Source organism: Streptomyces sp. NBC_00490, assembly GCF_036013645.1.
In the GTDB taxonomy this organism is placed as follows: Bacteria; Actinomycetota; Actinomycetes; order Streptomycetales; family Streptomycetaceae; genus Streptomyces; species Streptomyces canus_F.
Window position 1 is genome coordinate 6,286,478 of record NZ_CP107869.1, and the last position, 26,808, is coordinate 6,313,285.

The 26,808-nt window shown below is 70.4% G+C and carries 26 protein-coding genes; 12 read left to right on the top strand and 14 right to left on the bottom strand.

What is annotated here, in order from left to right; all coding sequences use genetic code 11:
* The first annotated feature begins 22 nt into the window (after positions 1-22).
* From OG381_RS28735 to OG381_RS28745, 3 genes are all read left to right on the top strand, one after another.
* Positions 23-1,369 carry a metallophosphoesterase gene (locus OG381_RS28735; RefSeq protein ID WP_327718972.1) on the top strand — a complete coding sequence of 449 codons (1,347 nt, stop codon included), beginning with the start codon at positions 23-25 and terminating at the stop codon, positions 1,367-1,369.
* 197 nt (positions 1,370-1,566) lie between these two features.
* Positions 1,567-3,123 carry an ABC transporter substrate-binding protein gene (locus tag OG381_RS28740; protein WP_327718973.1) on the top strand — a complete coding sequence of 519 codons (1,557 nt, stop codon included), beginning with the start codon at positions 1,567-1,569 and terminating at the stop codon, positions 3,121-3,123.
* A 96-nt stretch (positions 3,124-3,219) separates the two neighbouring features.
* A complete protein-coding gene (locus OG381_RS28745; RefSeq protein ID WP_327718974.1) occupies positions 3,220-3,621 on the top strand; it encodes an ATP-binding protein in 402 nt (133 codons plus the stop codon).
* Here the strand turns inward: OG381_RS28745 and OG381_RS28750 are convergent, their stop codons facing one another.
* Together OG381_RS28750 and OG381_RS28755 are read right to left on the bottom strand one after the other, a co-directional pair.
* Positions 3,622-5,052 (bottom strand): sensor histidine kinase, encoded by a 1,431-nt coding sequence (locus tag OG381_RS28750; protein WP_327718975.1) that lies wholly within the window; start codon positions 5,050-5,052, stop codon positions 3,622-3,624.
* Positions 5,049-5,738, bottom strand: a complete 690-nt coding sequence (locus OG381_RS28755) for a response regulator transcription factor (RefSeq protein ID WP_307026807.1) — start codon at positions 5,736-5,738, stop codon at positions 5,049-5,051. The genes OG381_RS28750 and OG381_RS28755 overlap by 4 nt, the downstream gene beginning before the upstream one ends.
* A 168-nt stretch (positions 5,739-5,906) precedes the next feature.
* Here OG381_RS28755 and OG381_RS28760 point away from each other — a divergent pair, with 168 nt between their 5' ends.
* On the top strand, positions 5,907-8,315 hold the full coding sequence (locus OG381_RS28760; RefSeq protein WP_327722577.1) for an MMPL family transporter: 2,409 nt from the start codon (positions 5,907-5,909) through the stop codon (positions 8,313-8,315).
* On the opposite strand, the gene OG381_RS28765 is transcribed toward OG381_RS28760, so the two are convergent.
* Positions 8,308-9,066 carry a TetR/AcrR family transcriptional regulator gene (locus OG381_RS28765; RefSeq protein WP_443062049.1) on the bottom strand — a complete coding sequence of 253 codons (759 nt, stop codon included), beginning with the start codon at positions 9,064-9,066 and terminating at the stop codon, positions 8,308-8,310. The two genes, OG381_RS28760 and OG381_RS28765, sit on opposite strands and share 8 nt — an antisense overlap.
* Before the next feature lie 14 nt (positions 9,067-9,080).
* On the bottom strand, positions 9,081-9,491 hold the full coding sequence (locus OG381_RS28770) for a VOC family protein (RefSeq protein WP_327718977.1): 411 nt from the start codon (positions 9,489-9,491) through the stop codon (positions 9,081-9,083).
* A 134-nt stretch (positions 9,492-9,625) separates the two neighbouring features.
* Here OG381_RS28770 and OG381_RS28775 point away from each other — a divergent pair, with 134 nt between their 5' ends.
* The 3 genes from OG381_RS28775 to OG381_RS28785 are packed head-to-tail and all read left to right on the top strand — an operon-like array spanning position 9,626 to position 12,968.
* Positions 9,626-10,060 (top strand): hypothetical protein, encoded by a 435-nt coding sequence (locus OG381_RS28775; RefSeq protein ID WP_327718978.1) that lies wholly within the window; start codon positions 9,626-9,628, stop codon positions 10,058-10,060.
* 41 nt (positions 10,061-10,101) lie between these two features.
* Entirely contained in the window at positions 10,102-10,494 is a 393-nt protein-coding gene (locus tag OG381_RS28780) for a hypothetical protein (protein ID WP_327718979.1), read from the top strand.
* Positions 10,494-12,968 (top strand): DUF4132 domain-containing protein, encoded by a 2,475-nt coding sequence (locus tag OG381_RS28785; protein ID WP_327718980.1) that lies wholly within the window; start codon positions 10,494-10,496, stop codon positions 12,966-12,968. Before OG381_RS28780 ends, OG381_RS28785 begins: the two co-directional genes overlap by 1 nt.
* A 9-nt stretch (positions 12,969-12,977) precedes the next feature.
* Here OG381_RS28785 and OG381_RS28790 read toward each other — a convergent pair whose 3' ends face one another.
* Positions 12,978-13,349: a hypothetical protein gene (locus tag OG381_RS28790; protein ID WP_327718981.1), complete on the bottom strand. Its 372-nt coding sequence runs from the start codon at positions 13,347-13,349 to the stop codon at positions 12,978-12,980.
* Between the two features lie 179 nt (positions 13,350-13,528).
* Here OG381_RS28790 and OG381_RS28795 point away from each other — a divergent pair, with 179 nt between their 5' ends.
* Positions 13,529-14,773 (top strand): IS256 family transposase, encoded by a 1,245-nt coding sequence (locus tag OG381_RS28795; RefSeq protein WP_327718982.1) that lies wholly within the window; start codon positions 13,529-13,531, stop codon positions 14,771-14,773.
* Here the strand turns inward: OG381_RS28795 and OG381_RS28800 are convergent.
* From OG381_RS28800 to OG381_RS28835, 8 genes are all read right to left on the bottom strand, one after another.
* Complete coding sequence (locus OG381_RS28800; RefSeq protein WP_327718983.1) at positions 14,739-15,692, bottom strand: M48 family metallopeptidase; 954 nt, start codon at positions 15,690-15,692, stop codon at positions 14,739-14,741. The two genes, OG381_RS28795 and OG381_RS28800, sit on opposite strands and share 35 nt — an antisense overlap.
* Positions 15,693-15,811: 119 nt before the next feature.
* Positions 15,812-16,585, bottom strand: a complete 774-nt coding sequence (locus OG381_RS28805; RefSeq protein ID WP_327718984.1) for a hypothetical protein — start codon at positions 16,583-16,585, stop codon at positions 15,812-15,814.
* A 61-nt stretch (positions 16,586-16,646) separates the two neighbouring features.
* Positions 16,647-17,246: a Uma2 family endonuclease gene (locus tag OG381_RS28810; protein ID WP_327718985.1), complete on the bottom strand. Its 600-nt coding sequence runs from the start codon at positions 17,244-17,246 to the stop codon at positions 16,647-16,649.
* A gap of 156 nt (positions 17,247-17,402) precedes the next feature.
* On the bottom strand, positions 17,403-18,182 hold the full coding sequence (locus OG381_RS28815; RefSeq protein ID WP_307026789.1) for a succinate dehydrogenase iron-sulfur subunit: 780 nt from the start codon (positions 18,180-18,182) through the stop codon (positions 17,403-17,405).
* Positions 18,182-19,936, bottom strand: a complete 1,755-nt coding sequence (gene sdhA / locus OG381_RS28820; RefSeq protein ID WP_307026787.1) for a succinate dehydrogenase flavoprotein subunit — start codon at positions 19,934-19,936, stop codon at positions 18,182-18,184. The genes OG381_RS28815 and sdhA overlap by 1 nt, the downstream gene beginning before the upstream one ends.
* A 22-nt stretch (positions 19,937-19,958) precedes the next feature.
* The gene (locus tag OG381_RS28825) at positions 19,959-20,441 is read right to left on the bottom strand and encodes a succinate dehydrogenase hydrophobic membrane anchor subunit (RefSeq protein ID WP_307026785.1); all 483 of its coding nucleotides are present in this window, start codon (positions 20,439-20,441) and stop codon (positions 19,959-19,961) included.
* Positions 20,442-20,446: 5 nt separating this feature from the next.
* Complete coding sequence (gene sdhC, locus OG381_RS28830; protein ID WP_327718986.1) at positions 20,447-20,827, bottom strand: succinate dehydrogenase, cytochrome b556 subunit; 381 nt, start codon at positions 20,825-20,827, stop codon at positions 20,447-20,449.
* A 248-nt stretch (positions 20,828-21,075) separates the two neighbouring features.
* Positions 21,076-21,615: a 2-oxo-4-hydroxy-4-carboxy-5-ureidoimidazoline decarboxylase gene (locus tag OG381_RS28835; RefSeq protein WP_327718987.1), complete on the bottom strand. Its 540-nt coding sequence runs from the start codon at positions 21,613-21,615 to the stop codon at positions 21,076-21,078.
* A 209-nt stretch (positions 21,616-21,824) separates the two neighbouring features.
* Here OG381_RS28835 and OG381_RS28840 point away from each other — a divergent pair, with 209 nt between their 5' ends.
* The 4 genes from OG381_RS28840 (at position 21,825) to OG381_RS28855 (ending at position 26,228) form a co-directional block, all read left to right on the top strand.
* Positions 21,825-23,447, top strand: a complete 1,623-nt coding sequence (locus OG381_RS28840; protein WP_327718988.1) for a beta-N-acetylhexosaminidase — start codon at positions 21,825-21,827, stop codon at positions 23,445-23,447.
* 119 nt (positions 23,448-23,566) lie between these two features.
* Positions 23,567-24,253, top strand: coding sequence for a DUF4328 domain-containing protein (locus tag OG381_RS28845; RefSeq protein WP_327718989.1), 687 nt, complete (start codon positions 23,567-23,569; stop codon positions 24,251-24,253).
* An 848-nt stretch (positions 24,254-25,101) separates the two neighbouring features.
* Positions 25,102-25,605, top strand: a complete 504-nt coding sequence (locus OG381_RS28850) for a hypothetical protein (protein WP_327718990.1) — start codon at positions 25,102-25,104, stop codon at positions 25,603-25,605.
* Positions 25,606-25,679: 74 nt separating this feature from the next.
* Positions 25,680-26,228 carry a hypothetical protein gene (locus tag OG381_RS28855; protein ID WP_327718991.1) on the top strand — a complete coding sequence of 183 codons (549 nt, stop codon included), beginning with the start codon at positions 25,680-25,682 and terminating at the stop codon, positions 26,226-26,228.
* 76 nt (positions 26,229-26,304) lie between these two features.
* Here the strand turns inward: OG381_RS28855 and OG381_RS28860 are convergent, their stop codons facing one another.
* On the bottom strand, positions 26,305-26,790 hold the full coding sequence (locus OG381_RS28860; protein ID WP_327718992.1) for a DUF1877 family protein: 486 nt from the start codon (positions 26,788-26,790) through the stop codon (positions 26,305-26,307).
* Positions 26,791-26,808: the final 18 nt, after the last annotated feature.

Here is a 26,808-nt window from a genome sequence, read left to right on the forward strand (position 1 = left end):
GAGAACTGAGGGATACGACTCCGTGGTCATCGTCTTCGCGCTGCTCGCCCTGGGCGTCCTGGTGACGGGCAACTGGTACCTGTGGCGCCGGTTGTTCCGCGACACCACCGAGCGCCCCGGCTGGGTGCGCCGCGCGGGTGCCGCGCTGATCGCCGGCGGCTGGCTGATGGCGGTCGGCGCCCTCGTGGGCGAGCGCACCGGCGCGCCCTTCTGGCTGCAACGCGTGCTGGCGTGGCCCGGTTTCCTGTGGCTCGCGCTGTCGATCTACCTGCTGCTCGGTGCGGTGGCGGGTGAGGTCGTACGGCCGCTGCTGCGACGTTTCCTCGAACGGCGGGACCGGCGACGGGCGCCGGCCGAGGCCCTCCTGCCGCGGCCGGAAGCCGTACCGCAGCCGGAATCCGTCCCGGCGGGCGCGCCGCCCGAGGAGTCACGCAAGGCCGGGCCGCAGCCGCCCGCCGCGGAAGCGGCCCCGGACGCAGGCGCGGAAAAAGCCCCGGAAACCGAGCCGGAATCCGCCCCTGACGCCGCCGCGGGAACGCCGCTTCCCTCCCGCCGTCTCTTCGTCTCCCGTGTCGCCGCCGGTGCCGCGGCCGCCGCGGCGATCGGGACCGTCGGGTACGGCACGTACGGCGTCCTGCGCGGCCCGAAGGTCAAGCGGGTCACCGTGCCGCTGGCCAAGCTGCCGCGCGCGGCGCACGGTTACCGCATCGCCGTCGTCAGCGACATCCACCTCGGTCCGGTCCTCGGCCGCGGTTTCGCGCAGACGGTCGTCGACACGATCAACTCCACGCAGCCCGACCTGATCGCGGTCGTCGGCGACCTGGTGGACGGCAGCGTGAAGGACCTCGGCCCCGCGGCGGCGCCCCTGGCCCGACTCCGGGCGAAGCACGGCACGTTCTTCGTCACCGGCAACCACGAGTACTTCTCCGGCGCCGAGCAGTGGGTGCGGGAGGTACGGCGGCTCGGTATGCGCCCGCTGGAGAACGACCGTACGGAACTGCCGTACTTCGACCTCGCCGGCGTCAACGACATCGCGGGCGAGAGCGAGGGCCAGGGCCCCGACTTCACCAAGGCGCTCGGCGACCGCGACAGGGCACGCGCGTGCGTGCTCCTCGCCCACCAGCCCATCCAGATCCACGACGCCGTCGACCACGGCGTGGACCTCCAGCTCTCCGGCCACACCCACGGTGGCCAGCTCTGGCCCGGCAACCTCGTCGCCGAGCTCGCGAACCCGACCGTCGCCGGGCTGGAACGGTACGGCGACACCCAGCTCTACGTCAGCCGGGGTGCCGGCGCCTGGGGGCCGCCGACCCGGGTGGGCGCCCCGTCGGACATCACGGTGATCGAACTGGCGTCGCGGCAAGCCTGAGAAGCAGGCCCGGTGACCCCTCCCGGCGGATGCTGTGAGGGCCCTGTGAAACCCGGCGGTAACACCTTGCGGCAATGACTTTCTCAACTCTCAAGATCCCTCTTCCGCGAGCTGAAACGCGTGTGGTTAGGTGAGCCGCGCCGCCAGGGGAGGCGGCGCTTGCGCTGGGGGCCGAGAGGGCCCCGGGGAGGGCACCGATGCGATCGGTTCGCATACGGATTCTCGCGACGCTGCTGGTGTTGGCGGCCGTCGGAGTGGGCGGCTGGCAGCTGATGCCGTCGCAGGAGGATTCGGGCAAGACCATCAAGGTGGGCACGTCGGACGTCGTCACGTCACTCGACCCGGCCGGCGCCTACGACGCCGGGTCCTGGGCCCTGTTCAGCAACGTCTTCCAGTCCCTGCTGACCTTCGACGCGGGCGGCGCGAAGCCCGTGCCCGACGCGGCGAAGAGCTGTGCGTTCGCCGGCGGCGACCTGCGCACCTACCGGTGCACACTGCGGGAGGGGCTCGCCTTCCCGAGCGGGCGCGCGATGACCGGCGAGGACGTGAAGTACTCCTTCGACCGCGTCAAGAAGATCAAGTCGGACGTCGGCCCCTCCGCGCTGTTGGACACCCTCAAGTCGGTGTCCGCGAGCGGCCTGACCGTCACCTTCCAGCTGTCCACCCCGGACGCCACCTTCCCGTTCAAGGTGGCCACCGGAGCCGGCTCGATCGTCGACCGCACCAAGTACCCGGCCGACGGCCTGCGCACCGACAACGGCGTGGACGGCACCGGCCCGTACGAGCTGACGGCGTATACGAAGGACAAGAAGGCGGACCTCTCGCCCAACGAGCGCTACGAGGGCGCGGTCAAGGACGCCGGACGCCCCGTCGAACTGCGCTACTACAAGGACGCCGACGCCCTCGACAGCGCCTGGGAGAAGAAGCAGGTCGACGCCGCCACCCGGCAGCTGCCGCCCAAGACGCTCGCCGAGCTGAACCCGAGCGACCCGACCATGCGGGTCTCCGAGGCCGACAGCTCCGAGGTCCGCAACCTCTACCTCAACACCCGCGCCTCCTCGCCGCTGCGCGACACCAAGGTCCGCCAGGCGATGGCCTGGCTGATCGACCGTGAGCGGCTGGCGGCCACGGTGTACGAGGGGACCGTGGACCCGCTGTACTCGCTGATCCCGACGGGCATCACCGGCCACACCACGGCGTTCTTCGACGCCTACCCGAAACAGAGCGCCCAGAAGGCCCGCGCCCTGCTCGCCGAGGCCGGGGTGAGCCTGCCGGTCCGCTTCACCTACGGCTACGGCATCGGCCGCGCCTCCGCCGCCCAGGAGGCGAAGGAGATCAAGCGGCAGCTGGAGGCGAGCGGTCTGTTCAAGGTGACCGTCAAGGGTTACGAGTGGACCGACTTCCAGAAGCGCTGGGTCGGCGGCAAGCTCGACGCGTACGCGGTCGGCTGGGTCGCGGACTACCCCGACCCGGACACCTACGGCGGCCCGCTCGTCGGCACCGACGCAACCATGAGCACCGGCTACAGCAGCGGCCGGGTCGACGATCTGATTCAGGCCAGTCAGCGGTTCGAGGACCGCGGTGACGCCACGGACGACTTCCGGTCGCTGCAGGACGCCGTCGCCCGGGATGTTCCGGTCATTCCGCTCTGGCAGGCCAAGGAGTACGTGGTGACCAGCGAGGACGTCGGCGGTGGCCAGTATCTTTCGGACGGCACCGGTGTCTTCCGGCTCTGGCGGCTCAACTGGATCTGACGCGATCTCGCGGCTTTGACATTCGCCGGTGTGACGCGGGGTAACACCCCTACGCAGCACCATGTGACGGAGGTGTGGGCGGGGTGAGGAGCAAACGTGTCGAGACGCAACTCCTTCCGGCTGCCCCGGCACCCGGCTTCCGTCGGTCTCGCCCGGCGCCGGGTGCGGGACCATCTCACCGACTGGGGGCACGGGACCGACGACGCGGCGCTGGCGGACGCCGTACTGCTGGTGTCCGAGCTGGCGACGAACGTCGTACGCCACGGGCCTTTGCTGGAACGCGAGTTCGAGGTGGCGGTGACCGCGCTCGCCGACGGCTCCTGCCTCATAGAGGTCTCCGACGAAGGCCAGATGGAGCCCCGGCTCAGGGTGGTCGGGGAGTGGGAGGAGACCGGCCGCGGGCTGCATCTCGTGGAGACCGTCGCCGCCGCGTGGGGGGTGTGGAGCCGAGGGCGGCACGGCAAGACCGTGTGGGCCCTCGTGCCGGCGAACACCTGACTACGTGCGGGCCGGCAGGATGACCGTCACCGTCAGCCCCTCGCCGGGAGCCGTCCGCACCGCCACCCGCCCGCCGTGCGCCTGGACGACCCCCTGCACGATCGCCATGCCGAGCCCGCTCCCCGCGCCCCCGCCGGCCCGGAAGAACCGGTCGAAGATACGCGCCGCGTCCTCGTCGCGGAGCCCGGGACCCTCGTCCTCGACACACAGCCGTACGACCCCGTCGGACCGCTCCACCCCCAGCCGCACCGGCACGTCGGCGGGCGTGTGGGTGCGCACATTGCCCACCAGGTTGCCCAGCACCTGCCGCAGCCCCGACTCGTCGGCGCGCACCAGCAGCGCGCCCTCGGCGCCGACGCTGACCGGCCGGTCCGGCTGCTGCACCCGCAGGTCCTCGGCGGCGTCCCGCACCAGACGGCTCAGATCGACATTGCGGAACCGCAGTTCGGGCTGCTGGTCCAGGCGGGCGAGCGTGAGCAGCTCGTCCACCAGCCGCCCCATCCGGTCCGCCTCCGCCATCACCCGCGCCCAGGCCCGCTTGCGCTCGGCCTCCTCCCGCAGCATGCCCTTGTCGTACAGCTGGAGATAGCCGCGTATCGCCGACAGCGGGGTGCGCAGCTCGTGCGAGGCGTCGGCGACGAACCGGCGCAGCTGGGTCGCGCTGCGCTCGCGCGTGCGGTACGCCGACTCCACCTGCTGGAGCATGGAGTTGAGGGCGACACGCAGCTGCTCGACCTCCAGCGTGGCCTCCCGGCTGGACGGCACCCGCCGGGTCAGATCCCCCTCGGCGATCGCCGACGACGTCTCCACCATGTCCTCCAGCGGCCGCATCCGGCGCCGCACGCTGAACATCGTCAGACAGGCCAGCAGCGCCAGCAGCAGGGTGCCTATGGCGAGATCGAGCTTGACGGCCTTGGCGACACCTCTGTGGACGGCCTCGGTGGAGGTGGCGAGCAGGACGTACGTGCCGTCGGCGAGGCGGGTCGCGGTCGCCCGGTAGGCGTCGCCGCCCACCCGGATGTCGTGCGGTTCGGTGTCGTTGGCCAGCACGCGCGGATCGCCCACGGCGGCCGCGAAGTCCCGCTGGACCTCGCTCGGCGAGTATCCGGCCAGGGAGAGCGTGCCGCCCCGCTCGTCGACGAGCGCGAGGAGCTCGTCCGGCCGGGTCTCCTCCACGTTCTGCCGCATGAACTGCTCGCGCACGATCGCCAGGTCGGTGAGGCCCTCGATCATCTCCAGCGTGAGCTGGGAACCGCCCAGCGACTTCCGCGTCTGGTCGAGTTCGCCGTCGATCTGGTCGAGCAGGTAGTACCGCATGCCCATCACGCTCACCGCGGTCGCCGCGACGATGCCGAGCGCCAGCAGCGCCACGTTCGCCAGCGTCAGCCGGGCGCGCAGCGAGTGCCGGGACAGGGTGCGGGGAAACCTCATGCGAGCCCGTATCCGACACCGCGCCGGGTCGTGATGACCGGCGGCCCCAGCGCGTCCAGCTTGCGCCGCAGATAGCTGATGTAGGTCTCCACGATCGTCGACTCGGGCGGGGTGTGCTCGTACTGCCAGACGTGGCGCAGGAGTTGCTCCTTCGGCACGATCCGCCCTCCGTTGCGCACCAGGAAGCGCAGCAGCGCGTACTCGGTGGGGGTCAGCTCGACGGACCGTCCCGCGCGGTGCACGCTGTACGTCGTCTCGTCCAGCTCCAGATCGCCGTACGTCAGCGGCGGCCGCTGCGGCAGCACGTCGGCGTGGCGCGTCCGCCGCAGCACCGCGGTGACACGGGCGATGACCTCGTCGATGTTGAACGGCTTGGTGATGTAGTCGTCGCCGAAGCCGAGGGCGCCGACGATGTCACCGGGCGAGTCGCGCGCGGTGAGGAACACCAGCGCCATGTCGGGGCGCTCGGCGCGCAGCCGGCGTCCCAGGGCGCGTCCGTCGCCGTCGGGCAGCATGACGTCGAGCAGCGCCACGTCGGGCCGGGTGCGCTCGGTGAGCGCCAGGGCCTCGCGGACGGTGCCCGCGATCATCACCTCGAACCGGTGGTAGCGCAGGGCGATGGCGAGGACGTCCGCGATGCTCTCCTCGTCCTCCACCACCAGCACGGTGCCTGGGGCCGTCGTCATGCCCCCAGTATCGGTGCGGCCACTGACAGCCGGGCCGGTTCGGTGCTTTGGAGTTCCTTGAGAGTCCCTCGTATCCGGTGTCCACGCGCACGTGCCGGCACCAGTCTTGTTGCCCAGGACCTGGGGGACCAACCGACCGACACATAGGGAGAGTTGATCGTGGCGGCATTGGCACGGTGGTGCTATCGGCACCGGCTGGTGGTCCTGTTGCTGTGGGTGGGGACGGTGTTCGGTGTGGGCTTCGCGGGTTCCGCCGCGGGCACGGACTACGCGAACACGTTCTCCCTCCCGAACACGGACTCCACGCGCGCGTACGACCTGATGGAGAAGGCCTTCCCGCAGAGCGCGGGCGACACCGACACGGTGGTGTGGAAGGTCGACGAGGGCTCCGTACGGGACGAGTCCGTACGGTCGCGGATCGAGCCCGCGCTGAAGGAGATCGGCGCGATGAAGGGGGTCGGCGAGGTCACCGACCCCTACGCGGCCGGCGGCGCGGCGCAGATCAGTGAGAACGGGCGGATCGCCTACGCCCAGGTCACCTTCGTCGAGCAGGCCAACGCCGTGCCCAAGGAGCTCGTCGAGGACGTCGTCGACACCGCGCAGGCGGCCGAACGCGACGGACTCCAGGTCGAGTTGGGCGGCCAGGCGATCACCCGGACCCAGGAGCCGCCGACCGGCATCGCCGAGATGGTCGGCATCGTCGCCGCGGCGGTCGTGCTCTTCCTGGCCTTCGGTTCGCTCTTCGCGATGCTGCTGCCCCTGGTGGTCGCCATCGCGGCCCTCGGCACCGGCCTGATGGCGACCTCGCTGCTCAGCCATGTCACCGACGTGCCCGAGGTCGCCCCGCTGCTCGGCTCGCTGATCGGTCTCGGCGTCGGCATCGACTACGCCCTGTTCATCGTGACCCGGCACCGCCGCGGCATCCTGCGCGGCATGAAGCCCGAGGAGTCGGCGGTCGTCGCGCTCAACACCTCCGGGCGCGCGGTGCTGTTCGCGGGCGGCACGGTGTGCATCGCGCTCGCCGGCATGCTCGTGATGAACATGCGGTTCCTGGACGGCGTGGTCATCGCGACCTCGCTGACGGTGGTGCTGAGCGTGCTGGCCGCGGTCACCCTGCTGCCCGCGCTCCTCGGCCTCCTCGGCATGCGCGTCCTCAGCCGCCGCCAGCGGCGCAAGCTGGCCGCGACGGGACCCGAGCCGGAGCTCACGAGCGGACTCGCGGCGCGCTGGTCGGCGTACGTCCAGAAGCGCCCGCGCGCGGTCGCCGGGCTCGCCCTCGTGGTCATGGTGATCCTGGCGCTGCCCGTGCTCTCCATCCGGCTCGGCGCCACCGACCAGGGCAACCATCAGGAGTCGACGACGACCCGGCAGGCCTACGACCTGCTCGCCGAGGGCTTCGGGCCCGGCTTCAACGGCCCGCTCCAGGTGGTCGTCTCCGAAGGCGACGCACAGGGACTGGTCACCCGTATCGAGTCCACCGAGGGCGTGGCCCAGGTGGCCGCCGTACCGCCCGCGAACGGTGTCACGCTGATCCAGGTCGTCCCGACGACCTCACCGCAGTCGGAGAAGACCGACCAGCTCATCGACCGGCTGCGCGACGACGTGATCCCCGCCTCCGGCGCCGAGGCCCATGTCGGCGGTGTCACGGCCGTCTTCAAGGACTTCGCGTCCGTGACCGGCGAGCGGCTGCCGTACTTCGTCGCGGCGATCATCTCGCTGGGCTTCCTGCTGCTGCTCGTGGCGTTCCGCTCGCTGGTGGTCCCGCTGACCGCCGCCCTGATGAACCTGATCGCGGCGGCCGCGTCCTTCGGCGTCCTGGTGGCGATCTTCCAGTGGGGCTGGGGGACGGAGCTCATCGGCATCGGCAAGGAGGGCCCGATCACGGCGTTCCTGCCGGTCATCATGCTCTCCCTGCTCTTCGGCCTCTCGATGGACTACCAGGTGTTCCTGGTGAGCCGGATGCACGAGGAGTGGGTGCACACGAAGGACAACGCGCGCGCGGTCCGGGTGGGCCTGGCGGAGACCAGCCGGGTCATCAACTGCGCCGCCCTGATCATGATCTGCGTCTTCTCCGCGTTCGTCCTCAGCGGCGACATGGAGGGTGCCATGGCGGGCATCGGCCTCGCGGCCGCGGTCGCCCTGGACGCGTTCATCCTGCGTACGGCGCTGGTGCCGGCCGCGATGCACCTGCTCGGCAAGTCCAACTGGTGGCTGCCGGAGGGGCTGGAGAGGCGGCTGCCGCATCTGGCGGTGGAGCCCAGGGAAGAGGCCGTCACGCAGGCTCCCGCCGAGGACGGCGGTCCGGCGTCCGTCGTCCACGGCATCGTGCGGGACACCGACGGCGAGCCGGTCGCGGGGGCGGCGGTGACACTGCTGTCGAGGGGCGGCCGCCAACTGGACCGGGTGGTTTCCCTGGCGGACGGCTCCTACATCGTGTCGGTGCCCGCCCCGGGCACGTATCTGCTGTCGGCCTCGGCGCCCTCGTACGGCTCGCGCGCGAGTCAGGTGGTGGTGAGCGAGGGGCCGCTGGTGTACGACGTGGAGCTGGTCGAGGGCGAGCTGGACTCGGTCAACTGACGCGGGGTTCCTGGGGCTTCCTGCCGGGGTCGGGCATCATCTTCGTCATCCCCGGCAGGAAGTCCGTGAACAGCTCGTGCACCTCGCGCACGAGCGGCCGCAGCACCCGGAACCGGGCGAGCGCGACCCCGCGCGCGGTGAGCCGGGCGCCGCGCTCGGCGAGCCGGTAGCTCCGCTCGCGCCCCTCGGTCCGGTCGAAGATCCAATAGAGCACGAGCCCCATCTGCGAGAGCCACATCAGCTCGGGCAGCACATCCCGCAGCTCCTCCGGCACCTTGGTCCTCGTACCGGCCAGCACGTCGCGGTGGACGCTGATGGCCTCCACGCGCGCGTGCTCCGACTCGGGGGAGAACGGGCTGAGCGGGCTGTCCGGGTCGGCGGCGTTCTTGAAGAACTGCACCGCGAACTCGTGGTACGGCGTGGCGATGTCCAGCCATGCCCGCAGCACACCGGCGAGCCGCGCCTCCAGGTCGCTCTCCCGCTCCAGGACCTCCCGGACCGCCACCTGGTGCTCGGCGGCGATCCGGTCGTAGAAGCCCTGGATCAGGTGCTCCTTGCCCTCGAAGTAGTAGTAGGCGTTCCCGACGGAGACTCCGGCCTCCTTGGCGATGGCCCGCATCGTCGTCTTGTCGTAGCCGCGTTCCTGGAACAGCCGCATGGCCGTCTCCAGGATCAGGGCGCGGGTCTGCTCGGACTTGCTGGGCGTACCGCCCTCTTCGCTGTTCGCGGGCACGACGCAGAGCCTAACCAGTGGGGCGGGTGCGCTCAGGGGCGGCGTCCCAGCTCCGGCCGCTTGGTGTAGTCCGTGAACCCGAGGACGTTGCCCCACGGATCGGCGATCTCGACGGTCCAGCCGGTGGCCGTGGAGAAGGGCCCGTCGAGCAGCTCGAGGTCCGCTTTGCGCAGCTCCCGTGCCGCCACGCGCGCGTCCGGCACCTCCAGCCACAGGCGCGGGCCGGGCCACGGCGGCGGACGGTGCCCGATCCCCTCCTCCTGCCGGAGCAGGATCCCCGGAATCTCGCCGCCGGCCTTCAGTACCGCGATCCCGGCCTCGTCGTGCCGGACCGCCACCGTGAACCCGGCGCGCTCGTAGAAGCCGACGGCCTCGCCGAGGTCACCCACGGGCAGCAGGACGTTGTCGAAACCGAGCAGCTCGTACGACTCTTCATCTGACATGCCATCAGATTAGGTGCGGGGCCGGCGATTGCCCCGCGGGCTGTCCGCGAGGTCACTCATTGGGCCGAGACGAGAGCCCTCGCGTCGGTACGCTGAGCCGTCTTCAGTGCCGTTGTGTGGCGAAGGGGGCGGGAATGGTTCCGGGAACAGAGGCCTTCCTCGACGAAGTCCGAGTGGCTTTCACGGACGTCGCCGGGAGACTGGGACTGAGCGGGCCCGGCGAGGGGGAGCGGGACCGGCACCTCGCCGTCGCGACGTACACGGGCTCCGGCGTGCGGTACCGGATCGTCCTCGGCCTGTGGGACGGCGACGTCGAGACACACGCCTGCCGCGAGACGGGGCTGACCGAGTGCAAGGTCGGCATCGGCAGGCTGGCGCTCGCCGCGGGAGTGGCCGACAGCCGGGTCTCCTTCGGCGCCCGCAGTCTGCGGCAGCTGAGGAAGTCGCTGGCCGGACAGGTCCGTTACGTCGAGCTGGTGCATCCGCTGGTCTCCGGGGAACCGGAGGCGGCCGTCGCGCTGATGCGGGCCGCGGGGGCGCGGGAGTGGAGCAGGCCTGCCCTGCGGTGACGCCGGGTCCGTTGTCAGTGGCGGGTCGTACTGTCGGCGGCATGGGAATCGTGATGTTCGTCGACGAGACGACAAGCGGGAGCCGTAGCGACGGCTGGGGCCTGGAGATCGCCGAGGAGCGGCTCAGTGTGCGGGAGTTGATCCGGCGCCGGGTCTTCCAGGAGGTCGCCGAGTACAACGCCCGTACGCCGGAGGTCTTCCAGGGCCTGGTCCAGCCCGAGGACACGGAGCGCGTGCTGAACGGCTACGCCCTGCGCACGCCCCGCCGGATAGACCCCGAGAAGCAGACCGACCTGGCGCTGAAGGCGTTCGCCGGGAACGGGTTCCTGGTGCTGGTCGGCGACCGCCAGGTCACCGAACTCGACGAGGAGATCGAGCTGGTGCTCGGCACGGAGGTCACGTTCCTGAAGCTCGTGGCGCTGGTGGGTGGCTGATGACGGGGAACGTCCAGACGTACAAGGACCTGATCCGCAAGCGCTCCGCCGACGGGGAGCCCGAGGCGCTCGCCCACGACCTGCTCAAGGCCGCCGCCGTCAACAACGGCAACTGGACCGGGCTGTGGAGCGGGGTCCTGGACCGGCTGTGCGAACTGCCGCCCGAGACACGGGCACGGGTCGCCGACGGCCTGGTGACGCAGTACCACTCGCAGGAGGCCGGCCCGGTCGCCCGGGGCAACGCCCTGACGCTGCTCGGAATCGTCTCCCACGGACTGGAGCCCGACGATCGGCTCACCGCCCAGCGCCTGAAGCAGCTCGACGACCTCTCCCGGCAGCACTCCTTCTGGTACGGATCGCGCTACGAGGGCCTGGTCGAGGCCGAGCTGGCCGCGGGCCGCCCGCTCGCGCCCGCCGTGGTGGCCGTCTTCCGGCGTACGGCCGCCAGCCCCACATACCAGGACGCCACCCTGAACCGCGTGGTCAGGCAGCTCACCCACCCCGCCCTCAACGTCGGCGAGGAATGGGCCGAACAGGCACTGAGGGACGCCGGGGACGACGCCGACTGGCAGGCCCTGCTCGCCCACATCGCCACCGCCACCAGCGCCAGGCCCACCGCGAAGTGGGACGCACCGGCCCGCGCGCTCGTCGACACCCTCGGCGCCGACCGCGTCCGCGAGACGGCCCTGACCTGGCTCGCCCTCGTCGGCCGCCCCCGTACCTTCCCCCTGACGGGCTCGGACTACGGACCGGACGTCAACGCCGCCTACGACCCCTACAACGCAGACGCCCTCCGAGGGGTGGCCTGGCTGCTCTCCCTGCTCCCGCCCCACCCGGACACGGCCCGCGCCCTCGGCGCCCTCGTCGAGACCTCCCTCAAGAAGGTCGCGGGCCTCGGGCCACGCAACCCCAAGGTCGCCAACGCCGGCGTCACCGCCCTCGCCCGCATCGACAGCGAGGCCGCCCTCGCCGAACTGGCCCGGCTCGCCACCCGCGTCACCTTCAAGGGCACGCTCAAGCTGCTCGACGGGGCCCTGGACGCACGGGCCGAGGCGATGGGCCTCAGCCGCGAGGAGATCGAGGAACTCGCGGTCCCCGCCTACGGACTGACGGAGGTGGGACGGGCCGAGCACCGGCTCGGGGACGTCACGGGCCTGGTCGAGGTCCACGGCACCAAGGCGGTGCTGAGCTGGCGCAACGCGACCGGCAAGGCCGTCAGGAGCGTGCCCGCCGCCGTCCGCCGGGACCACGCCGACGACCTCAAGGACCTCAAGGCGGCCGTCAAGGACATCGACAAGATGCTCTCGGCCCAGAGCGAGCGCCTGGACCGTCAGTTCCTGGCCCGCCGCACCTGGCCCTACACCGCCTGGCGCGAGCGCTGCCTCGACCACCCGCTGGTGGGCACCCTCGCCCGCCGCCTCCTGTGGAAGGTGGACGGCAGGACCGTCGGGTACGCCGAGGGCGCCCTGCGCACCCTCACGGACGACCCGGTGGACAGCGGCACCGAGGTCTCCCTCTGGCACCCGGTGGACCACGAACCCGCCGAGATCGTCGCCTGGCGCGACTGGCTGGAACGGCACGGCATCACCCAGCCGTTCAAGCAGGCCCACCGCGAGGTGTACCTGCTGACGGACGCCGAACGCGCGACGGGCACCTACTCCAACCGCTTCGCCGCGCACTTCCTGCGCCAGCACCAGTTCCACTCGCTGGCGGCGATCCGCGGCTGGCGCAACAAACTCCGCCTCAGCGTCGACGACGAGGTGCCGCCGGCCGTCCGCGAGCTGCCCCAGTGGGGTCTGCGCGCCGAGTACTGGATCGAGGGCGACGGCGGCGAGCACTACGAGGACATCACCGAGTCCGGCAGCTTCCTGCGCCTGCGTACCGACCAGGTTCGCTTCTACCCGATCGACGCCCCGGAGAACTCGGCGCACTGCTGCGGCGGCGAGTACCGCATGTGGCTGCGCGACGGCCAGGACCCGGTCGAGGCCCTGCCCCTGGACTCGATCCCCCCTCTCGTCCTGTCCGAAGTCCTGCGCGACGTCGACCTGTTCGTCGGCGTGGCGAGCGTCGGCAACGACCCCACCTGGCAGGACGGCGGCCCCGACGGCCGCTTCCAGGAGTACTGGACGTCGTACGGCTTCGGCGAGCTGGGCCAGAGCGCGGAGACACGACGCGTGCTGCTGGACCGCCTGATACCCCGCCTGGCCATCGCCGACCGCTGCACCCTGGAGGGCCGCTTCCTGCACGTGAAGGGCGACCGCCACACGTACAAGATCCACCTCGGCTCGGGCAACATCCTCCGCACTCCGAACGACCAGTACCTCTGCATCGTCCCGAAGTCCAACGCGGCGGCCCCGCAGGCGGGTTACCTCCCCTACGAGGGAGATCGCATGCTGGCGGTCATCCTGAGCAAGGCGATGATGCTGGCGGCCGACACGAAGATCACGGACCCGACGATCCTGAGCCAGCTGTAGTGCGGGCCGTCACGCGTGGATACCGTCCCTGACGAGTTCCCGCGCCACCTCCGCCCGCGGACCCGAGAGTTCGGCGGCGATGCGGCGGGCCCGTTCGGCGTCGGCCTTCACCGAGGCGGGCAGGGGCGGGCCGGCGAGCAGCAGGCGGCGTCGCAGATGCGTCGGCGGGTGCGTCGCGTCGACGCTGTGGCCGCGGCGGGCGCCCGCGCGGCGCTGGCGTTCGACCTCCGACTCGGGGACCGAGTCCATGTGACGGGTCAACGCCTCCCACAATCCCTCGGCGTCCGCCGAGGTGGTCCGGCCCGACCCGCGCATACGCCTGCCGTTGGCCTCGCGGTACAGCGTCGTCTCCACCGACTCGGTGACATGGAGGCGGTCCATCAGCCCGACCGCGGCCTCGGTGGGATGGCGTCCCTTGAAGTGGTGTAGCCGGGCTTGGCCGCGGAACGCGCGGGTGTCTGCCCGGGGCGTGCATCCGCTGGCGGTGCATGCTCCCTGAACAAGGGCAGGCCATCGCGTAAGTCTCCCTGGTGAACGGGCAGTTCAACCGGAGGAGCGCGATGGCCTTGTCCCAGTCTGAGCTGATGCGGCTGCTGGAGTCACTACGTCGGGCAGATGGAGTTGAAGCAATCAGGGTGGTGTGCGAGCGCATCCTGCAGGAGCTCATCGAGGCCGAGGCCACCGAGGTGATCGGTGCCGCCCCGCGTGAGCACTCCGAGTTGCGCACGACCTGGCGCAACGGACACCGCGACCGTCTGCTGACCACCCAGGCCGGCGACCTGGACCTGAAGATCCCGAAGGTGCGGACCGGGTCGTTCTTCCCCTCGCTGCTGGAACGTCGGCGGCGCATCGACCGGGCGTTGTTCGCCGTGGTGATGGAGGCATACGTGCACGGCGTCTCCACCCGCAGCGTGGATGACCTGGTCAAAGCACTCGGTGCGGACTCCGGGATCTCCAAGTCCGAGGTCTCGCGGATCTGCGGCGAACTCGACGAGGAGCTGACCGCGTTCAAGGAACGGCCGCTGGATCACACCGTCTTCCCCTACGTTTTCCTGGACGCCACCTACTGCAAGGCCCGGGTGAATCACCGGATCGCCTCGCAGGCCGTGGTCATCGCCACCGGCATCTCGGCCACCGGACACCGCGAGATCCTCGGCGTGATGGTCGGCGACAGCGAATCGAAGCCGTTCTGGACGAAGTTCCTGCGCTCGCTTCGGGCCCGCGGCCTGGAGAACGTCCAGCTGGTGATCTCCGACAGCCACAGCGGGCTGGTGGCCGCGATCCGCACCGTCTTCCTCGGTGCGGCCTGGCAAAGGTGCCGCGTTCACTTCGTCCGGGACGTCTTCAGCGTGATCGAAAAGGGCTCAGGCGAGATGGTGGCAGCGACCATACGCACCATCTTCGCGCAGACCACCGCCGAGCAGGTCCGCATCCAGCTGGACGTGGTCGCCGACATGCTCGGACGACAGTTCCCGCAGGTCAAGAAGATGCTGCTGGACGCCGCATCGGACATCACGGCGTTCGCGGACTTCCCTCCGACGCACTGGAAGAAGATCTGGTCGACCAACCCGCTGGAACGGCTGAACCGGGAGATCAAACGACGGGCCGACGTCGTCCAGGTCTTCCCCAACCCCGCCGCCCTGGACCGACTCGCCGCCGCGGTCCTGGCCGAACTCCACGACGAATGGCAGGTCTTCGACCGCCGCTACCTCTCCGAAGCCTCCATGGCCGAACTCCTCACCACCCAGCCCACTCCACCCGAGCCGCAGATCACCCCGCAACCGGAATCGAAACAGCTGCCGTGACTACACCACCCCGCGGGACATGACCCTCGGTGGACCCGGCGCGGGCGGCCGCGGCGTCGGCGAGGTACTCACTGCGGCGGGCGGAGCTGGAGGTCAGCAGGTCGAGGAGCAGCACGAGGCCCCCGATCAGCGTGCGGGGCACGACGTACAGCAGGTTGACGAGCGCTTCCACCAACGTCGGCTCCTGGATGGGCGACAGGTAGTAGTGCCATGTCGTCAGCGACCTGTACGCCGTTCCCACGACCATGCCGTGCCGGGTGTCCCCGTGGGTGAAGTGGCCGAGTTCATGGCCCAGGAGAGCGATCCGCTGCTGTGGGGTCAGGACCTCCCACAGCGGCAGCCCCAGCGTCAGCATCCGACGACGCAGACCGAGGTGCGTCACGTTCGCGTTGGCCTGTGCGTCGACGACGACGATGTCCACGCTCCGGGTGCCCGACAGGGCGGCGACTTCGTCGATCAGCGCATACAGTTCGGGCGCGTCGTCCCGGGCCAGGACGCGGGCGTGACCGGGCAGTCGGTTCAGACGCGGCCGGAGCGTCCAGGCCAGCGCCAGCAGGAGCAGACCGGGCACCATGCCGATGCCGCCCCAGCCACCGACCAGGAACCAGATACCGCCCCCGGCCAGCGCGGCGGTCACCGCGTGCACCGCGAGCGCGATCGCATAGGCCAGCACACCTGCCGCCGTACGTCCGTTCCAGTGCCGCTCGTCCCCGGTGCTCAGGTCGGTGACCAGCCGCTCACCGTGGCGCTGCGCCAGCCGGCGGCGCAGCCGCCCCAGCCCGCCCTTCTCCTCGTCCGCCCCCTGCGGATCCACGTTCCAGTCACACGCCGCGCACCACACGGTGAACCGGCGGTCGGCACGGATCTCCACCCCGCACTGAGGGCACGGCTGGACTGTCTGTTCCCCGGCGGCACGCATCGGCGCACCCTCCCCCTCCCGGCAGCCCCTCCCCAGAGGCTGCTGTGTACATGGCGAGGGCAGTGGATCACAGTCGCGCAGACCTGGCCAACTCCCCTGGCGAAGGCGCCGCCGCAGGTTCAGCAGCCGCCCGTCCGACGCGTGGTCACGGCGACGTCGTCGAGACGGATGTCGTACGAGGACGGGGTCGGGTCGGCCTGGTACAGCTGCCAGCCGAGCTTCAGCTTGTCGAAGGCCGGGAACGCGAAGTCGTCGGCCGTGCCGCCGTGTTCCTTCGTGGACACGGTCAGGGCGGACTGCTCGACGCCGTCGAAGTAGACCGTGACCCGGTTGTCCGTCGCGTCCAGATGGAACTCGACGCACTGCCACGCGCCGCCCACCGCCGGTGCGGAGGTCTTCCACGACGTCCAGTCGCCGGTGGGGCCGAGGTCGGAGCCGACGCCCCAGAAGTTGCCCCGGTCGGTGGGGGCGTACTGCCCGCCCAGGGGCCGGACGAGCGTGGGGGAGCCGGACCCGGACGCCTCGGCGATCGTCCAGTGCGCCCAGTCCGGGGCGGTCGGGAAGGCGTCCACCCGCACGCGCAGCCGGGCCCAGTAGCTGTTGCCGGGGGCGGTCAGGTCGGGGAAGACGAGGAAGGCGCGGCCGTTGCCCTCGGTGTGGATCCGCAGTTCACGGCCGTGGCCCGTGCTGCTGGGGGCGACCGTCAGGGTGCCGTCGGCGGTGTCGGCGGTCCAGCCGTGGCCCTTCGTCACGGGGCCCAGGGGGAGACGGTCGAAGCTCTCCCGGGCGAGGGTGCCGTGCGGGATGGGGGCCGCCGAGGAGGAGGCGGGGAGCGCGATCAGTACGGCCGCCGCGGCGGAGAGGGAGGCGGCGGCTCTCTTCAGGAAGGACATGGGGCCAGTGTGCAACTGGAGTCACACAAGTCCCAGGTGTCACAGGGGAGTTGGCTGGATTTCAGCTCGTCTTCTCCGACTGGCCGGCTTCGAGTAGCCGCCCCACGTCCAGGACTACCTTCCCGCCGATCGACTCGGGGAGAGTGACCAGTTCGCCCGCAGTGTGGATGTGATGAGTCGTGTAGCCGTCCCGTACCGGCTCGGTGAGGACGTGGAGGCGTTGGTGCTGGCGGTCGATGATGACATAGACAGGGATCTTGGCCTTGGCATAGGAGACCAGTTTGGACCTCAGGTCGGTCTTCCAGTTACTGGACGTGACCTCCATGACGAGCCGGAAGCAGGCCGGGTCGTAGCAGCTGTTCTCCACCCCGTGCTCGCGATAGTCGTCGTCTACAACCGACAGGTCGGGGATCACGTAGTCCTCCGGCCCTGTCGGGAGCCAGAGTCCGATGCCCGGAAGCGCACGTACCAAGCCGAACTGCAGGAAGGGGGCGGCGAACAGCATCAGGGCTTCGGAGTGCGGGCCGTCCGGTGCTGGGCTCACGAGGATCTGGCCTCCGATGATCTCGACGCGGTAGCCCGGGTTGCGCTCCATGAGCCGGTTGGCCTCCGCGATGAGCGGACGGTCGCCGTAAGGCCGCTCGACGGCTGCTGCGGACATCGCGTGCCTCCTGAGGGCTGGTGTCGAGAGCATCATCGTAGGCCGGACAGCGTTGGTATGTCCTTAACGATCACGTTCACCCAAACGGGTGTCCGCACGCCAGAGGACCCCGCTCCCAACGGAAACGGGGCCCTCACAGCCGTACCGAAAACGATCTCAGAACCGGCGCGTGATCAGCGCCTTCTTCACCTCGGCGATCGCCTTCGTGACCTCGATGCCACGCGGGCAGGCATCCGTGCAGTTGAAGGTGGTGCGGCAGCGCCACACACCGTCACGGTCGTTGAGGATCTCCAGCCGCTGCTCCCCGGCCTCGTCGCGCGAGTCGAAGATGAAGCGGTGGGCGTTGACGATGGCCGCCGGGCCGAAGTACTGGCCGTCGTTCCAGAAGACCGGGCACGACGACGTGCACGCCGCGCACAGGATGCACTTGGTCGTGTCGTCGAAGCGCTCGCGGTCCTCGGCGGTCTGGAGACGCTCACGCGTCGGCTCGTTCGTGTCCTTCGTGATGAGGAAGGGCATGACGTCGCGGTACGCCTGGAAGAACGGCTCCATGTCGACCACGAGGTCCTTGAGCACCGTCAGGCCCTTGATGGGCTCGACCGTGATCGGCTTCGCGGGGTTGATGTCCTTGATGAGGGTCTTGCAGGCAAGACGGTTCTTGCCGTTGATCCTCATCGCGTCCGAGCCGCAGATGCCGTGGGCACAGGAGCGACGGAACGTCAGCGAGCCGTCCTGGTCCCACTTGATCTTGTGCAGGGCGTCGAGGACACGTTCCTTCGGGTCGATCTCCAGCTGGAAGTCTTCCCAGACCGCTTCCGCCGAGACCTCGGAGTTGAAGCGGCGGATGCGGAAGGTGACCGTGATGTACGGAGAGTCGGCGAAGCCGGGCTCGGGTGCGCCGGCCGCGTCCGCCTTGTCCAGGGTCGGGGTTGCCATCAGTACTTACGCTCCATCGGCTGGTAGCGGGTCTGGACGACCGGCTTGTAGTCGAGACGGATGGACTCGACGCCGTCGTCGCCCACCTCGCGGTACGCCATGGTGTGGCGCATGAAGTTGACGTCGTCGCGGTTCGGGTAGTCCTCGCGGTAGTGACCGCCGCGGGACTCCTTGCGGGCCAGGGCCGAGACCGCCATGACCTCGGCGAGGTCGAGCAGGTTGCCCAGCTCGATGGCCTCCAGCAGGTCCGTGTTGAACCGCTTGCCCTTGTCCTGGATCGAGACGTTCAGGTAGCGCTCGCGCAGCTCCGCGATCTTCTCGACCGCCGTCTTGATCGTCTGCTCGGTGCGGAACACCATGACGTTGGCGTCCATGGTCTCCTGCAGCTCACGCCGGAGCACGGACACCCGCTCGGTGCCCGTCGACGCGCGCAGCCGCTCGACCTGCCCGACGACGAGCGACGCCGGGTCCTCCGGCAGCTCGACGAAGTCCGCCGTCTGGCTGTACTCCGCCGCCGCGATACCGGCCCGACGGCCGAACACGTTGATGTCCAGCAGGGAGTTCGTGCCCAGCCGGTTGGCGCCGTGGACCGACACACAGGCCACCTCGCCGGCCGCGTACAGGCCCGGGACCACCGTGGTGTTGTCCGACAGAACCTCACCCTCGACATTCGTCGGGATGCCGCCCATGGCGTAGTGCGCGGTGGGCTGGATCGGGATCGGGTCCGTGTACGGCTCGATGCCCAGGTAGGTGCGCGCGAACTCGGTGATGTCCGGGAGCTTCGCGTCCAGCTGCTCCGGCGGGAGGTGGGTGAGGTCGAGGTAGACGTGGTCGCCCTCGGGACCGCAGCCGCGGCCCTCACGGATCTCCGTGTAGATGGAGCGGGACACGACGTCACGGGACGCGAGGTCCTTCATGACCGGCGCGTACTTCTCCATGAAGCGCTCGCCGTCCTTGTTGCGGAGGATGCCGCCCTCACCACGGGCGCCCTCCGTCAGCAGGATGCCCATGCGCCAGATGCCGGTCGGGTGGAACTGGAAGAACTCCATGTCCTCCAGCGGCAGACCGCGACGGTAGACCGCCGCCTGGCCGTCGCCCGTCAGCGTGTGCGCGTTCGACGTCACCTTGAAGAACTTGCCGGTGCCGCCGGACGCGTAGATCACGGCCTTCGCCTGGAAGACGTGGATCTCACCGGTCGCGAGCTCGTACGCCACGACGCCCGCCGACCGCTTGACGCCGTCGACCTCGGTGATCAGCTGGTCCAGGACGTAGAACTCGTTGAAGAACTCCACGCCCTCCTTGACGCAGTTCTGGTACAGCGTCTGGAGGATCATGTGGCCGGTGCGGTCCGCGGCGTAGCAGGACCGGCGGACCGGGGCCTCGCCGTGGTTGCGGGAGTGACCGCCGAAACGGCGCTGGTCGATCGTCCCGTCGGGCGTCCGGTTGAACGGCAGGCCCATCTTCTCCAGGTCGAGGACGGCGTCGATGGCCTCCTTCGCCAGGATCTCGGCGGCGTCCTGGTCGACCAGGTAGTCACCGCCCTTGACCGTGTCGAAGGTGTGCCACTCCCAGTTGTCCTCCTCCACGTTGGCCAGCGCGGCGGCCATGCCGCCCTGCGCGGCGCCCGTGTGGGAGCGGGTGGGGTAGAGCTTGGTGAGCACGGCGGTACGGCTGCGCTTCGTCGACTCGATCGCGGCGCGCATGCCGGCGCCGCCCGCGCCGACGATGACGGTGTCGTACTTGTGGATCTTCATCAGGAATTCCTCAGCCCCGCGCCTAGCGGATGTTCGGGTCGAAGGTGAAGATCACCAGCGTGCCCAGCAGGATGGTGAACACCGTGGCGGTGTAGAGCAGGCCCTTGAGCCAGAGCCGGGTGTTCGCGCGCTCCGCGTAGTCGTTGATGACCGTGCGCAGGCCGTTGGCGCCGTGCAGCATCGCGAGCCACAGCATCAGCAGGTCCCAGACCTGCCAGAACGGGGACGCCCAGCGGCCGGCCACGAAGGCGAAGCCGATCTTGGAGACGCCGCCGTCGAGCACCAGCTGGATCAGCAGGTGGCCGAGGACCAGGACGACCAGCACGATGCCGGACAGGCGCATGAACAGCCAGGCGGCCATCTCGAAGTTGCCCCGCGTGGACTTGGGGGTCTTCTTGGTGCGCTTGCGCGGGGCCTCGATGAGGGGGGCCGGGTTGTCGACGTCGTAGAGGGAATCGCCCTCGACGGGGCCGATACCGGACGCGGTCTTCTCGGTGATGGACATGCGCGTCAGCTCCCGAACAGTTCACGAGCGGCGTGACCGAGGACGGGGTAGATCGCCCCGATCATCAGCACGACCCACAGGCCTACGACCGTCCAGAGCATCTGCTTCTGGTAGCGCGGGCCCTTCGACCAGAAGTCGACGGCGATGACGCGCAGGCCGTTGAGCGCGTGGAAGAGGACGGCGGCGACGAGGCCGTACTCCAGACACGCGACGAGCGGGGTCTTGTAAGTGGCTACGACCCTGTCGTAGTCCTCGGGGGAGACACGGACGAGAGCGGTGTCCAGCACGTGAACGAACAGGAAGAAGAAGATGAGGACGCCGGTGACTCGATGAGCCACCCAGGACCACATTCCTTCCCGGCCGCGGTACAGCGTTCCAGCCGGCACGGAAGTCCCTCCGGGAGCGGGGATTGGGGCCGCCGGCTTGTGCTGTCGGTCTGGCCCGGCCGGGTACGGTCCACCGGCCCCCAGCATCGTAGCCATCCGTCGCCGCCGGGCTGAGCCGGGGTATCGCGGTGTGATCAAAGTGGCACGCGTTTGGGTGAGCGTTGGCGGGGTCTGGGGTGGTGTGTGTGGTTATTCGCGGGGTGCGGTGCGGCTGTGGCGGGACGCTCCCCGCGGCGCAACCGCCGATGTCACAGCCCCGCGCCCCCGAGGGCGTCCACCAGGCGTCCTTTGGCCAGGCGCCGCAGTTCCTCCGCCGCCACCACCCGTTCGTCCTCCGGATCGTTCGTCAAACGTGACCGGATTCCCGCCAGTACGTGGTTCAGGGCCTCGCCCGGAGGCAACCCGTCCAGGCAGATGACGAACGAATGGCCGAACTTCGCCTCGTATGCCGCGTGTGCCGCGCTCAGGGCCATATGGGCGGCTTCGTACATTCCGTCCGGCAGTGCCGGCAGCGTCTCTCCCGCCAGGGCCTCCGACAGGTCGCCCGGCGACAGGTCGTACGCCGCCTCGTCGGACGCGGCCTGCAAGGAGTCCAGGTCCGGGTACGGGCGGTGGTCCGCCACCCGGCGTGCCCAGCGGAGGCTGCGGAGGCAGGTGAGAAGGAGGTGGTGGGCCTCTTCGGGGGACGCGGAGTTGAAGGCGTCCAGCAGCGTCGGCGACCGTGGGGTGCGGGTCTGCTCGGGCAGGGCCGGTATGGCGACTCGGCCGGGAAGGTGTGTGGGCGTCACGTGTGTTTCGGCAGGGGAAGCTGTGTGAGGTGTGGCGTTACGTTATCGAGAGTGGGCATCACGTGTCCGACGGACAACCGAATTTCACCCGAACGGCAGAGTTTCGGAACGCCGGGTGGACACTTCCGGCCACCCTTCCTGTCTAGGTTGGCGTAGTGAGCCAGCACAGGCGCCGGCCGTCGGCGGAGAAGGCACGGCAGACACGGCAGATGAGGACACGGGCAATCGTCGTCGCGGCGGTGGCCGCGACCGTCGGCGCGGGGGTGGGGCTCGGACTGTGGGCCTCCGGGGACGACGGTGACGGCGGGCCCGCGGGATCGGCGCGGCCGACGTCCTCCGTCGGGGCCTCGGCAGCCTCGCCCAGCGCTTCCCGGGAGACGCCGAGTCCGTCTCCCACCCGCTCCTACCCCCTCTCGCGGACCCCGCGCACGATTCCCGCCGTCCAGGCGCACACCCCGGCGCGGGGCCCCGGCTGGCGGCCGCAGCGCGGGGCACGGGTCGTGGTGAGCGACGCGGAACTGGCCGGGGAAGGTCGGCTGGTCGCGGGTGAGCTGGGCCTGACGTACGCGGGGGAGCGGAGCGACAACAGGGACGGGGACCTGCGGCTGGCCCTCGACGACGGAGCGGGGGACGGCCCGGAGTCGTACACCATGACCGTGCGCGGCGGGCGGGTCAGCATCAGCGGGCCCGCCGACTCCGGGGTCTTCTACGGGACCCGCACCCTCAAGCAGGAGGTGCACGGCGGCGGTACGGCGCCGGAGGGCGTCGTACGGGACGCGCCGGCCAAGGCGGTGCGCGGGTTCTCCCTCGACATCGCGCGCAAGCACTTCACCGCGGGCTGGATCGAGGACCGGGTCCGGGAGCTGGGCGATCTGAAGTTCAACCAGCTCCAGCTGCACTTCTCCGACGACCAGGGGTTCCGGATCGAGTCCGAATCGCACCCCGAGATCGTGTCCGCCCAGCACCTCACCAAGGCCCAGGTCCGGAAGATCGTCGCGCTCGCCGCCCAGCGGCACATCACCGTCGTGCCCGAGATCGACTCACCCGGACACCTGGGTGCCGTGCTCGCCGCGCATCCCGAACTGCAACTGCGCAACGCCTCCGGCGTCGCCACCCGCGGCGCGATCGACATCTCCAAGGACGGGTCCGCCAAGATCGTCGACGATCTGCTCGACGAGTACGCCGACCTGTTCCCCGGCGTGCCGTGGCACCTCGGCGGCGACGAGTACCAGGCGCTGGTGGTGAGCGACCCGGAGGCGTCGTTCCCGCAGCTGGCCGCCGCCGCGAAGGAGGCGTACGGGTCCGGCGCGACCGTCGCCGACCTCACCACCGGATGGCTCAACGACCGCGCCGACACCGTGCGCGCCCACGACAGGACCCCGCTGGCCTGGAACGACGGCTTCTTCCGGGGTACGTCCGTGCGGCCCGACGCCGGCATCCAGGTCGCCTACTGGACCGGCAAGGAGATCGGGGCGCGGGAGCCCGTGGAGTATCTGAGCGCGGGGCGCGAACTGATCAACTACAACGACGAGTTCCTGTACTACGTCCTCGGACAGCCCAACAACTTCGCGTACCCGACGGGGCAGCGGATCTACGAGCTGTGGACGCCCCGGGTGGTGCGCGGCACGCTCGCGGTCCCGGCGAAGTACGACGACCGGATCCGCGGCGGGTACTTCGCGGTCTGGTGCGACCTCGCGAACTCCCAGACCCAGGACCAGGTCGCGGCCGGCGTCCGGATGCCGCTGAGGGCCCTGGTCCAGAAGCTGTGGGACGCGGAGAAACCGGCTCTGTCCTGGGCGGACTTCAAGGCGCTGGCCGATCGACTGGACTGAGGGCGACGAGTGGACGTACGGCGCCGGCGAACCGTATCTTCCGCTTGCCGTGCGTGAGGCTCTGGGGAGGGCCGGGTGCGGCGTTCCGTTTTCTCAGTACTCGGGGGGACAGCCTCACCATGACCGAAAATCCGCAGGCTCAGCTCAACGCCGTACCGACCACCTGGCTGCGGTCGCCGATCGGGCTCGGGTGGGCCGCCGTCGCGGGGCTCGGTGTCGTGATCGCCACCGATCTGTTCGCGGTCTGGGCGGACGTCGTCATGCGCGACGTGACCGGCGACCTCGCGAGCGGCGTGGCGGTCGGCGACCGCGCCGACCGTGCGGACCGGCTCTACTCCGTCGCCGGCACCGTCCAGACGGCCGCGCTGCTCACGACCGCCGTCCTGTTCGTGTGCTGGTTCCACCGGGTGCGGGTCAACGCCGAGGTGTTCCGGCCGGACGGCCACAGAAAGACGCGGACCTGGGCGATCTGGGGCTGGATCGTACCGATCGTCAACCTCTGGTTCCCGCGCCGCATCACGCTGGACATCTGGGACGCCAGCAGCCCCTGGGGTGCGCCCCGGCCGCACGGGCTCGTCAACACCTGGTGGACGTTCTGGGTCATCTCGCTGCTCTCCGGACGGGCCGCGTCCCGCGCGTACACCAAGGCCGACAGCGCCGAGGAGATCCAGGACGCGGCGGGCCAGATGCTGTTCGCGGACGTCGTCGACATCGCGGCCGCCGCGCTCGCCATCGCCGTCGTGCTGCGGCTGACCCGCATGCAGAACGAGAAGGTCCAGCAGGGCCCCGCCCCTGTCTTCGCCTGAGCGACCGGCGGCCGCATGGGCGGCCCCCGTCCCTGGCCGAGGGACCGGTTCGGTTCCCGCGCTGCCGGGGCGGGTTCACGTCTCCGCCCGAGGGGCTTGCCTTGTGCCGGCGTGGAGATCGGCCGCTGTCCCGGCTCGGGGCCCGGCCCTCGTCGTTGCCGGGGTCGTGGGGCCGCGCCTCCGTCCGGGGGGCTTGCCTTGTGCTGGCGTGGAGATCGGCCCGCTGTCTCTGCCTGATGCGTGGGCCTTGGTCGCTGCCGAGGGGCCGGTTTCCGTGCTGCTGGGTCGGGTTCGCGCCTCCGTCCCAGGGGCTCGCCTGGTGTCGGCTGGAGATCGGCCGTTGCCTCTGCCTGATGCGTGGGCCTTGGTCGCTGCCGAGGGGCCGGTTCCCGTGCTGCTGGAGCGGGTTCGCGTCTTTGTCCGAGGGGCTCGCCTGGTGTCGGCTGGAGATCGGCCGCTGCCTCCGTCTGATGCGTGGGCCTTGGTCGCTGCCTGGGGGTGCGGGCCCGAGTCGTCGTCTGAGGGGCTCGCTTCGTCTCCGAATGAAGGGCACGCCCCCGTCTCCGCCTGGGGATTCGGCCCCTGCCTCCACCCGAGGCTTGCTCCCGTTCTCGCCTGAGTCATCGGCCTTTGTCCCGGCCAGAGGGACATACTTCCGTTCCTGCCTGGGGGGCCTGCGTCCCCGCGTGAGGGACCTGATCCCGTTCCCGCCTGGCGGGCCTGTCCCCCGAAGGGGACGGTCCTCGTGCGCACCCAAGGGGCGGATTGTCCGATACGGCTGCGAACTGCCGTGCGACTGTGGTGTATTCGGGCCCGAGCCGCAGCCGAGACGCCGGGGGGAGCCGGGAATGGGCTACTGGGGGTATTTCGTCGTGGGCCGCAGTGAGCGGCCGCTCGGGGAGTTGGACGCGCTGGCGGGGGCCGAGGGGCTGAGCCTGCGGGTGGAGGCGTCCGGGGGGTGGCAGGTGTGGGAGTACCCGAGCGGGGAGGGGGACGTCGGGTCCATGAACTCCCTGGCCCGGGAGACCGGGGCGCCCGCGCTCTTCGGGTACGTGATGGACAGCGACTGTGTGGTCGTGGAGGCGGCCGGGCCGGAGAGCGGGGCGTGGACGACGTGTCTGGCGCGGACCGCGATGGCCGAGTACATCGGCGCCGACAAGGAGGGCCTCACGCTGGAGGACTACTTCCTGGAGCCACGGGACGCCGCCGAGCGAGCCGTCTCCTGGGCCGAGGAGGCCGGGCGTGCCGTCGAGGCCGAGGCGGTGGTGGAGGTGCTGACCGCGGACCCCGACCCGTTGGCCGAAAACCTGTTCTTCCGGCTGCTCGACCGACTCGCCGTGGTGCCCCTGTGACACTCCGGCGCCGTCGCACGCAGTAAGGGGAAGTGCGGGCTCCGTCAGGGAAACCGCAGGCGAGGGAGGCGTGGATGAGTCTGGTTGAGCTGATCGCTCAGGCCGACGAACGCGGACTGGCCGCCAGCGGGTTGGCTTGTTTGGACCGGTGCGTACCCCTGCTGGGCGGTGACGACGAGCTCCTGAGACCGCTGTGGGCGAGCCTCGCCGACACCGGCGACTGGGGTGCGGGCCTGGAGGTCGCGCGCGGCAAGCTCGGGGTCGGGGAGGACGCCGCCGAGGACGCGGCCGCCCTGCTCGCCCGCCGGATGCTCGACGCCGCGCCCGCCACGCCGGACGCCGCCGAGGTGCGGGTGTGGGCCGACGCCTGCTCCGTCGCCTCGCTCCAGATCCACCGGCTGCTCGACCCCGCCGACGACGACGCCCCGCTCGACGCACGCCGCGAAGGCCGCACGGAGGGCATGCCCCCGCTCGTCGCCGCCGAACTGCGCCGCCAGGTCATCGTCCTGGAGGTACTCGCCGGGCACGGCACGGCGGGGTTGCGGCGGGCGCTGGAGGTGTCGGTGGAGGGGCGACGGGTGTTGCGGGCGGTGGTGTCGCGGCGGGCCCGGGGGCGGAGTTGATGGCCTGAAGGGTGAGTGGGTCGGCCACTCGGCCACCCAACCGCCCGGCCACCCAACCGCCCGACCGCAACGAGGCTCAGAGGACCAGCCACTTCACCACCGCATCGCCGTACTGCGCCGTCTGCCCGTAGAACGCCGTGAGATCCCGGTGGGCCGCCGCGAACGCGCCGCGCAGTTCCGGCTCCGCGTCCTGGCCGTTGTAGGGCTTCAGCAGGTCGGCTCGCGCGTTGCGCCACAGGTCCTCGAAGTCGGCGGTGGCGAGATAGTCGGCGACGCGGTTCGTCTGAGCCGCGGTGAGCAGCAGGAACGGCGGTGACGACGGGTCGGGGTGCGCTATCGGCCGGCCCCCCGTGACCACCTGAGTGTGCGGGCCCTCGCCGGTCAGGTCGTCGGCGTACAGGTGCTCCTGGTCGAGGTAGCCGCCGTCCAACACCTCCTCCCGGTGGCGGCCGATCCGCCCCCGTACGACGTCCCAGTCGTCCTCGAAGAGCTTCTCCAGCCAGGCCGGGCTGTTGCGCAGTGCGGCGGGCGGAATGGCGCGGAAGTGGAAGTACATGCTCATCAGTGACAGGAGCGCACG

Excerpts from the sequence above, each read along its gene's own strand:
- OG381_RS28740 (WP_327718973.1), top strand. The coding sequence starts at position 1,567 with ATGCGATCGGTTCGCATACGGATTCTCGCGACGCTGCTGGTGTTGGCG.
- OG381_RS28750 (WP_327718975.1), bottom strand. The coding sequence starts at position 5,052 with ATGAGGTTTCCCCGCACCCTGTCCCGGCACTCGCTGCGCGCCCGGCTG.
- OG381_RS28755 (WP_307026807.1), bottom strand. The coding sequence starts at position 5,738 with ATGACGACGGCCCCAGGCACCGTGCTGGTGGTGGAGGACGAGGAGAGC.
- OG381_RS28770 (WP_327718977.1), bottom strand. The coding sequence starts at position 9,491 with ATGTCAGATGAAGAGTCGTACGAGCTGCTCGGTTTCGACAACGTCCTG.
- OG381_RS28775 (WP_327718978.1), top strand. The coding sequence starts at position 9,626 with ATGGTTCCGGGAACAGAGGCCTTCCTCGACGAAGTCCGAGTGGCTTTC.
- OG381_RS28780 (WP_327718979.1), top strand. The coding sequence starts at position 10,102 with ATGGGAATCGTGATGTTCGTCGACGAGACGACAAGCGGGAGCCGTAGC.
- OG381_RS28785 (WP_327718980.1), top strand. The coding sequence starts at position 10,494 with ATGACGGGGAACGTCCAGACGTACAAGGACCTGATCCGCAAGCGCTCC.
- OG381_RS28790 (WP_327718981.1), bottom strand. The coding sequence starts at position 13,349 with ATGGACCGCCTCCATGTCACCGAGTCGGTGGAGACGACGCTGTACCGC.
- OG381_RS28795 (WP_327718982.1), top strand. The coding sequence starts at position 13,529 with ATGGCCTTGTCCCAGTCTGAGCTGATGCGGCTGCTGGAGTCACTACGT.
- OG381_RS28800 (WP_327718983.1), bottom strand. The coding sequence starts at position 15,692 with ATGCGTGCCGCCGGGGAACAGACAGTCCAGCCGTGCCCTCAGTGCGGG.
- OG381_RS28805 (WP_327718984.1), bottom strand. The coding sequence starts at position 16,585 with ATGTCCTTCCTGAAGAGAGCCGCCGCCTCCCTCTCCGCCGCGGCGGCC.
- OG381_RS28810 (WP_327718985.1), bottom strand. The coding sequence starts at position 17,246 with ATGTCCGCAGCAGCCGTCGAGCGGCCTTACGGCGACCGTCCGCTCATC.
- OG381_RS28815 (WP_307026789.1), bottom strand. The coding sequence starts at position 18,182 with ATGGCAACCCCGACCCTGGACAAGGCGGACGCGGCCGGCGCACCCGAG.
- sdhA (WP_307026787.1), bottom strand. The coding sequence starts at position 19,936 with ATGAAGATCCACAAGTACGACACCGTCATCGTCGGCGCGGGCGGCGCC.
- OG381_RS28825 (WP_307026785.1), bottom strand. The coding sequence starts at position 20,441 with ATGTCCATCACCGAGAAGACCGCGTCCGGTATCGGCCCCGTCGAGGGC.
- OG381_RS28840 (WP_327718988.1), top strand. The coding sequence starts at position 21,825 with ATGAGGACACGGGCAATCGTCGTCGCGGCGGTGGCCGCGACCGTCGGC.
- OG381_RS28845 (WP_327718989.1), top strand. The coding sequence starts at position 23,567 with ATGACCGAAAATCCGCAGGCTCAGCTCAACGCCGTACCGACCACCTGG.
- OG381_RS28850 (WP_327718990.1), top strand. The coding sequence starts at position 25,102 with ATGGGCTACTGGGGGTATTTCGTCGTGGGCCGCAGTGAGCGGCCGCTC.
- OG381_RS28855 (WP_327718991.1), top strand. The coding sequence starts at position 25,680 with ATGAGTCTGGTTGAGCTGATCGCTCAGGCCGACGAACGCGGACTGGCC.
- OG381_RS28860 (WP_327718992.1), bottom strand. The coding sequence starts at position 26,790 with ATGAGCATGTACTTCCACTTCCGCGCCATTCCGCCCGCCGCACTGCGC.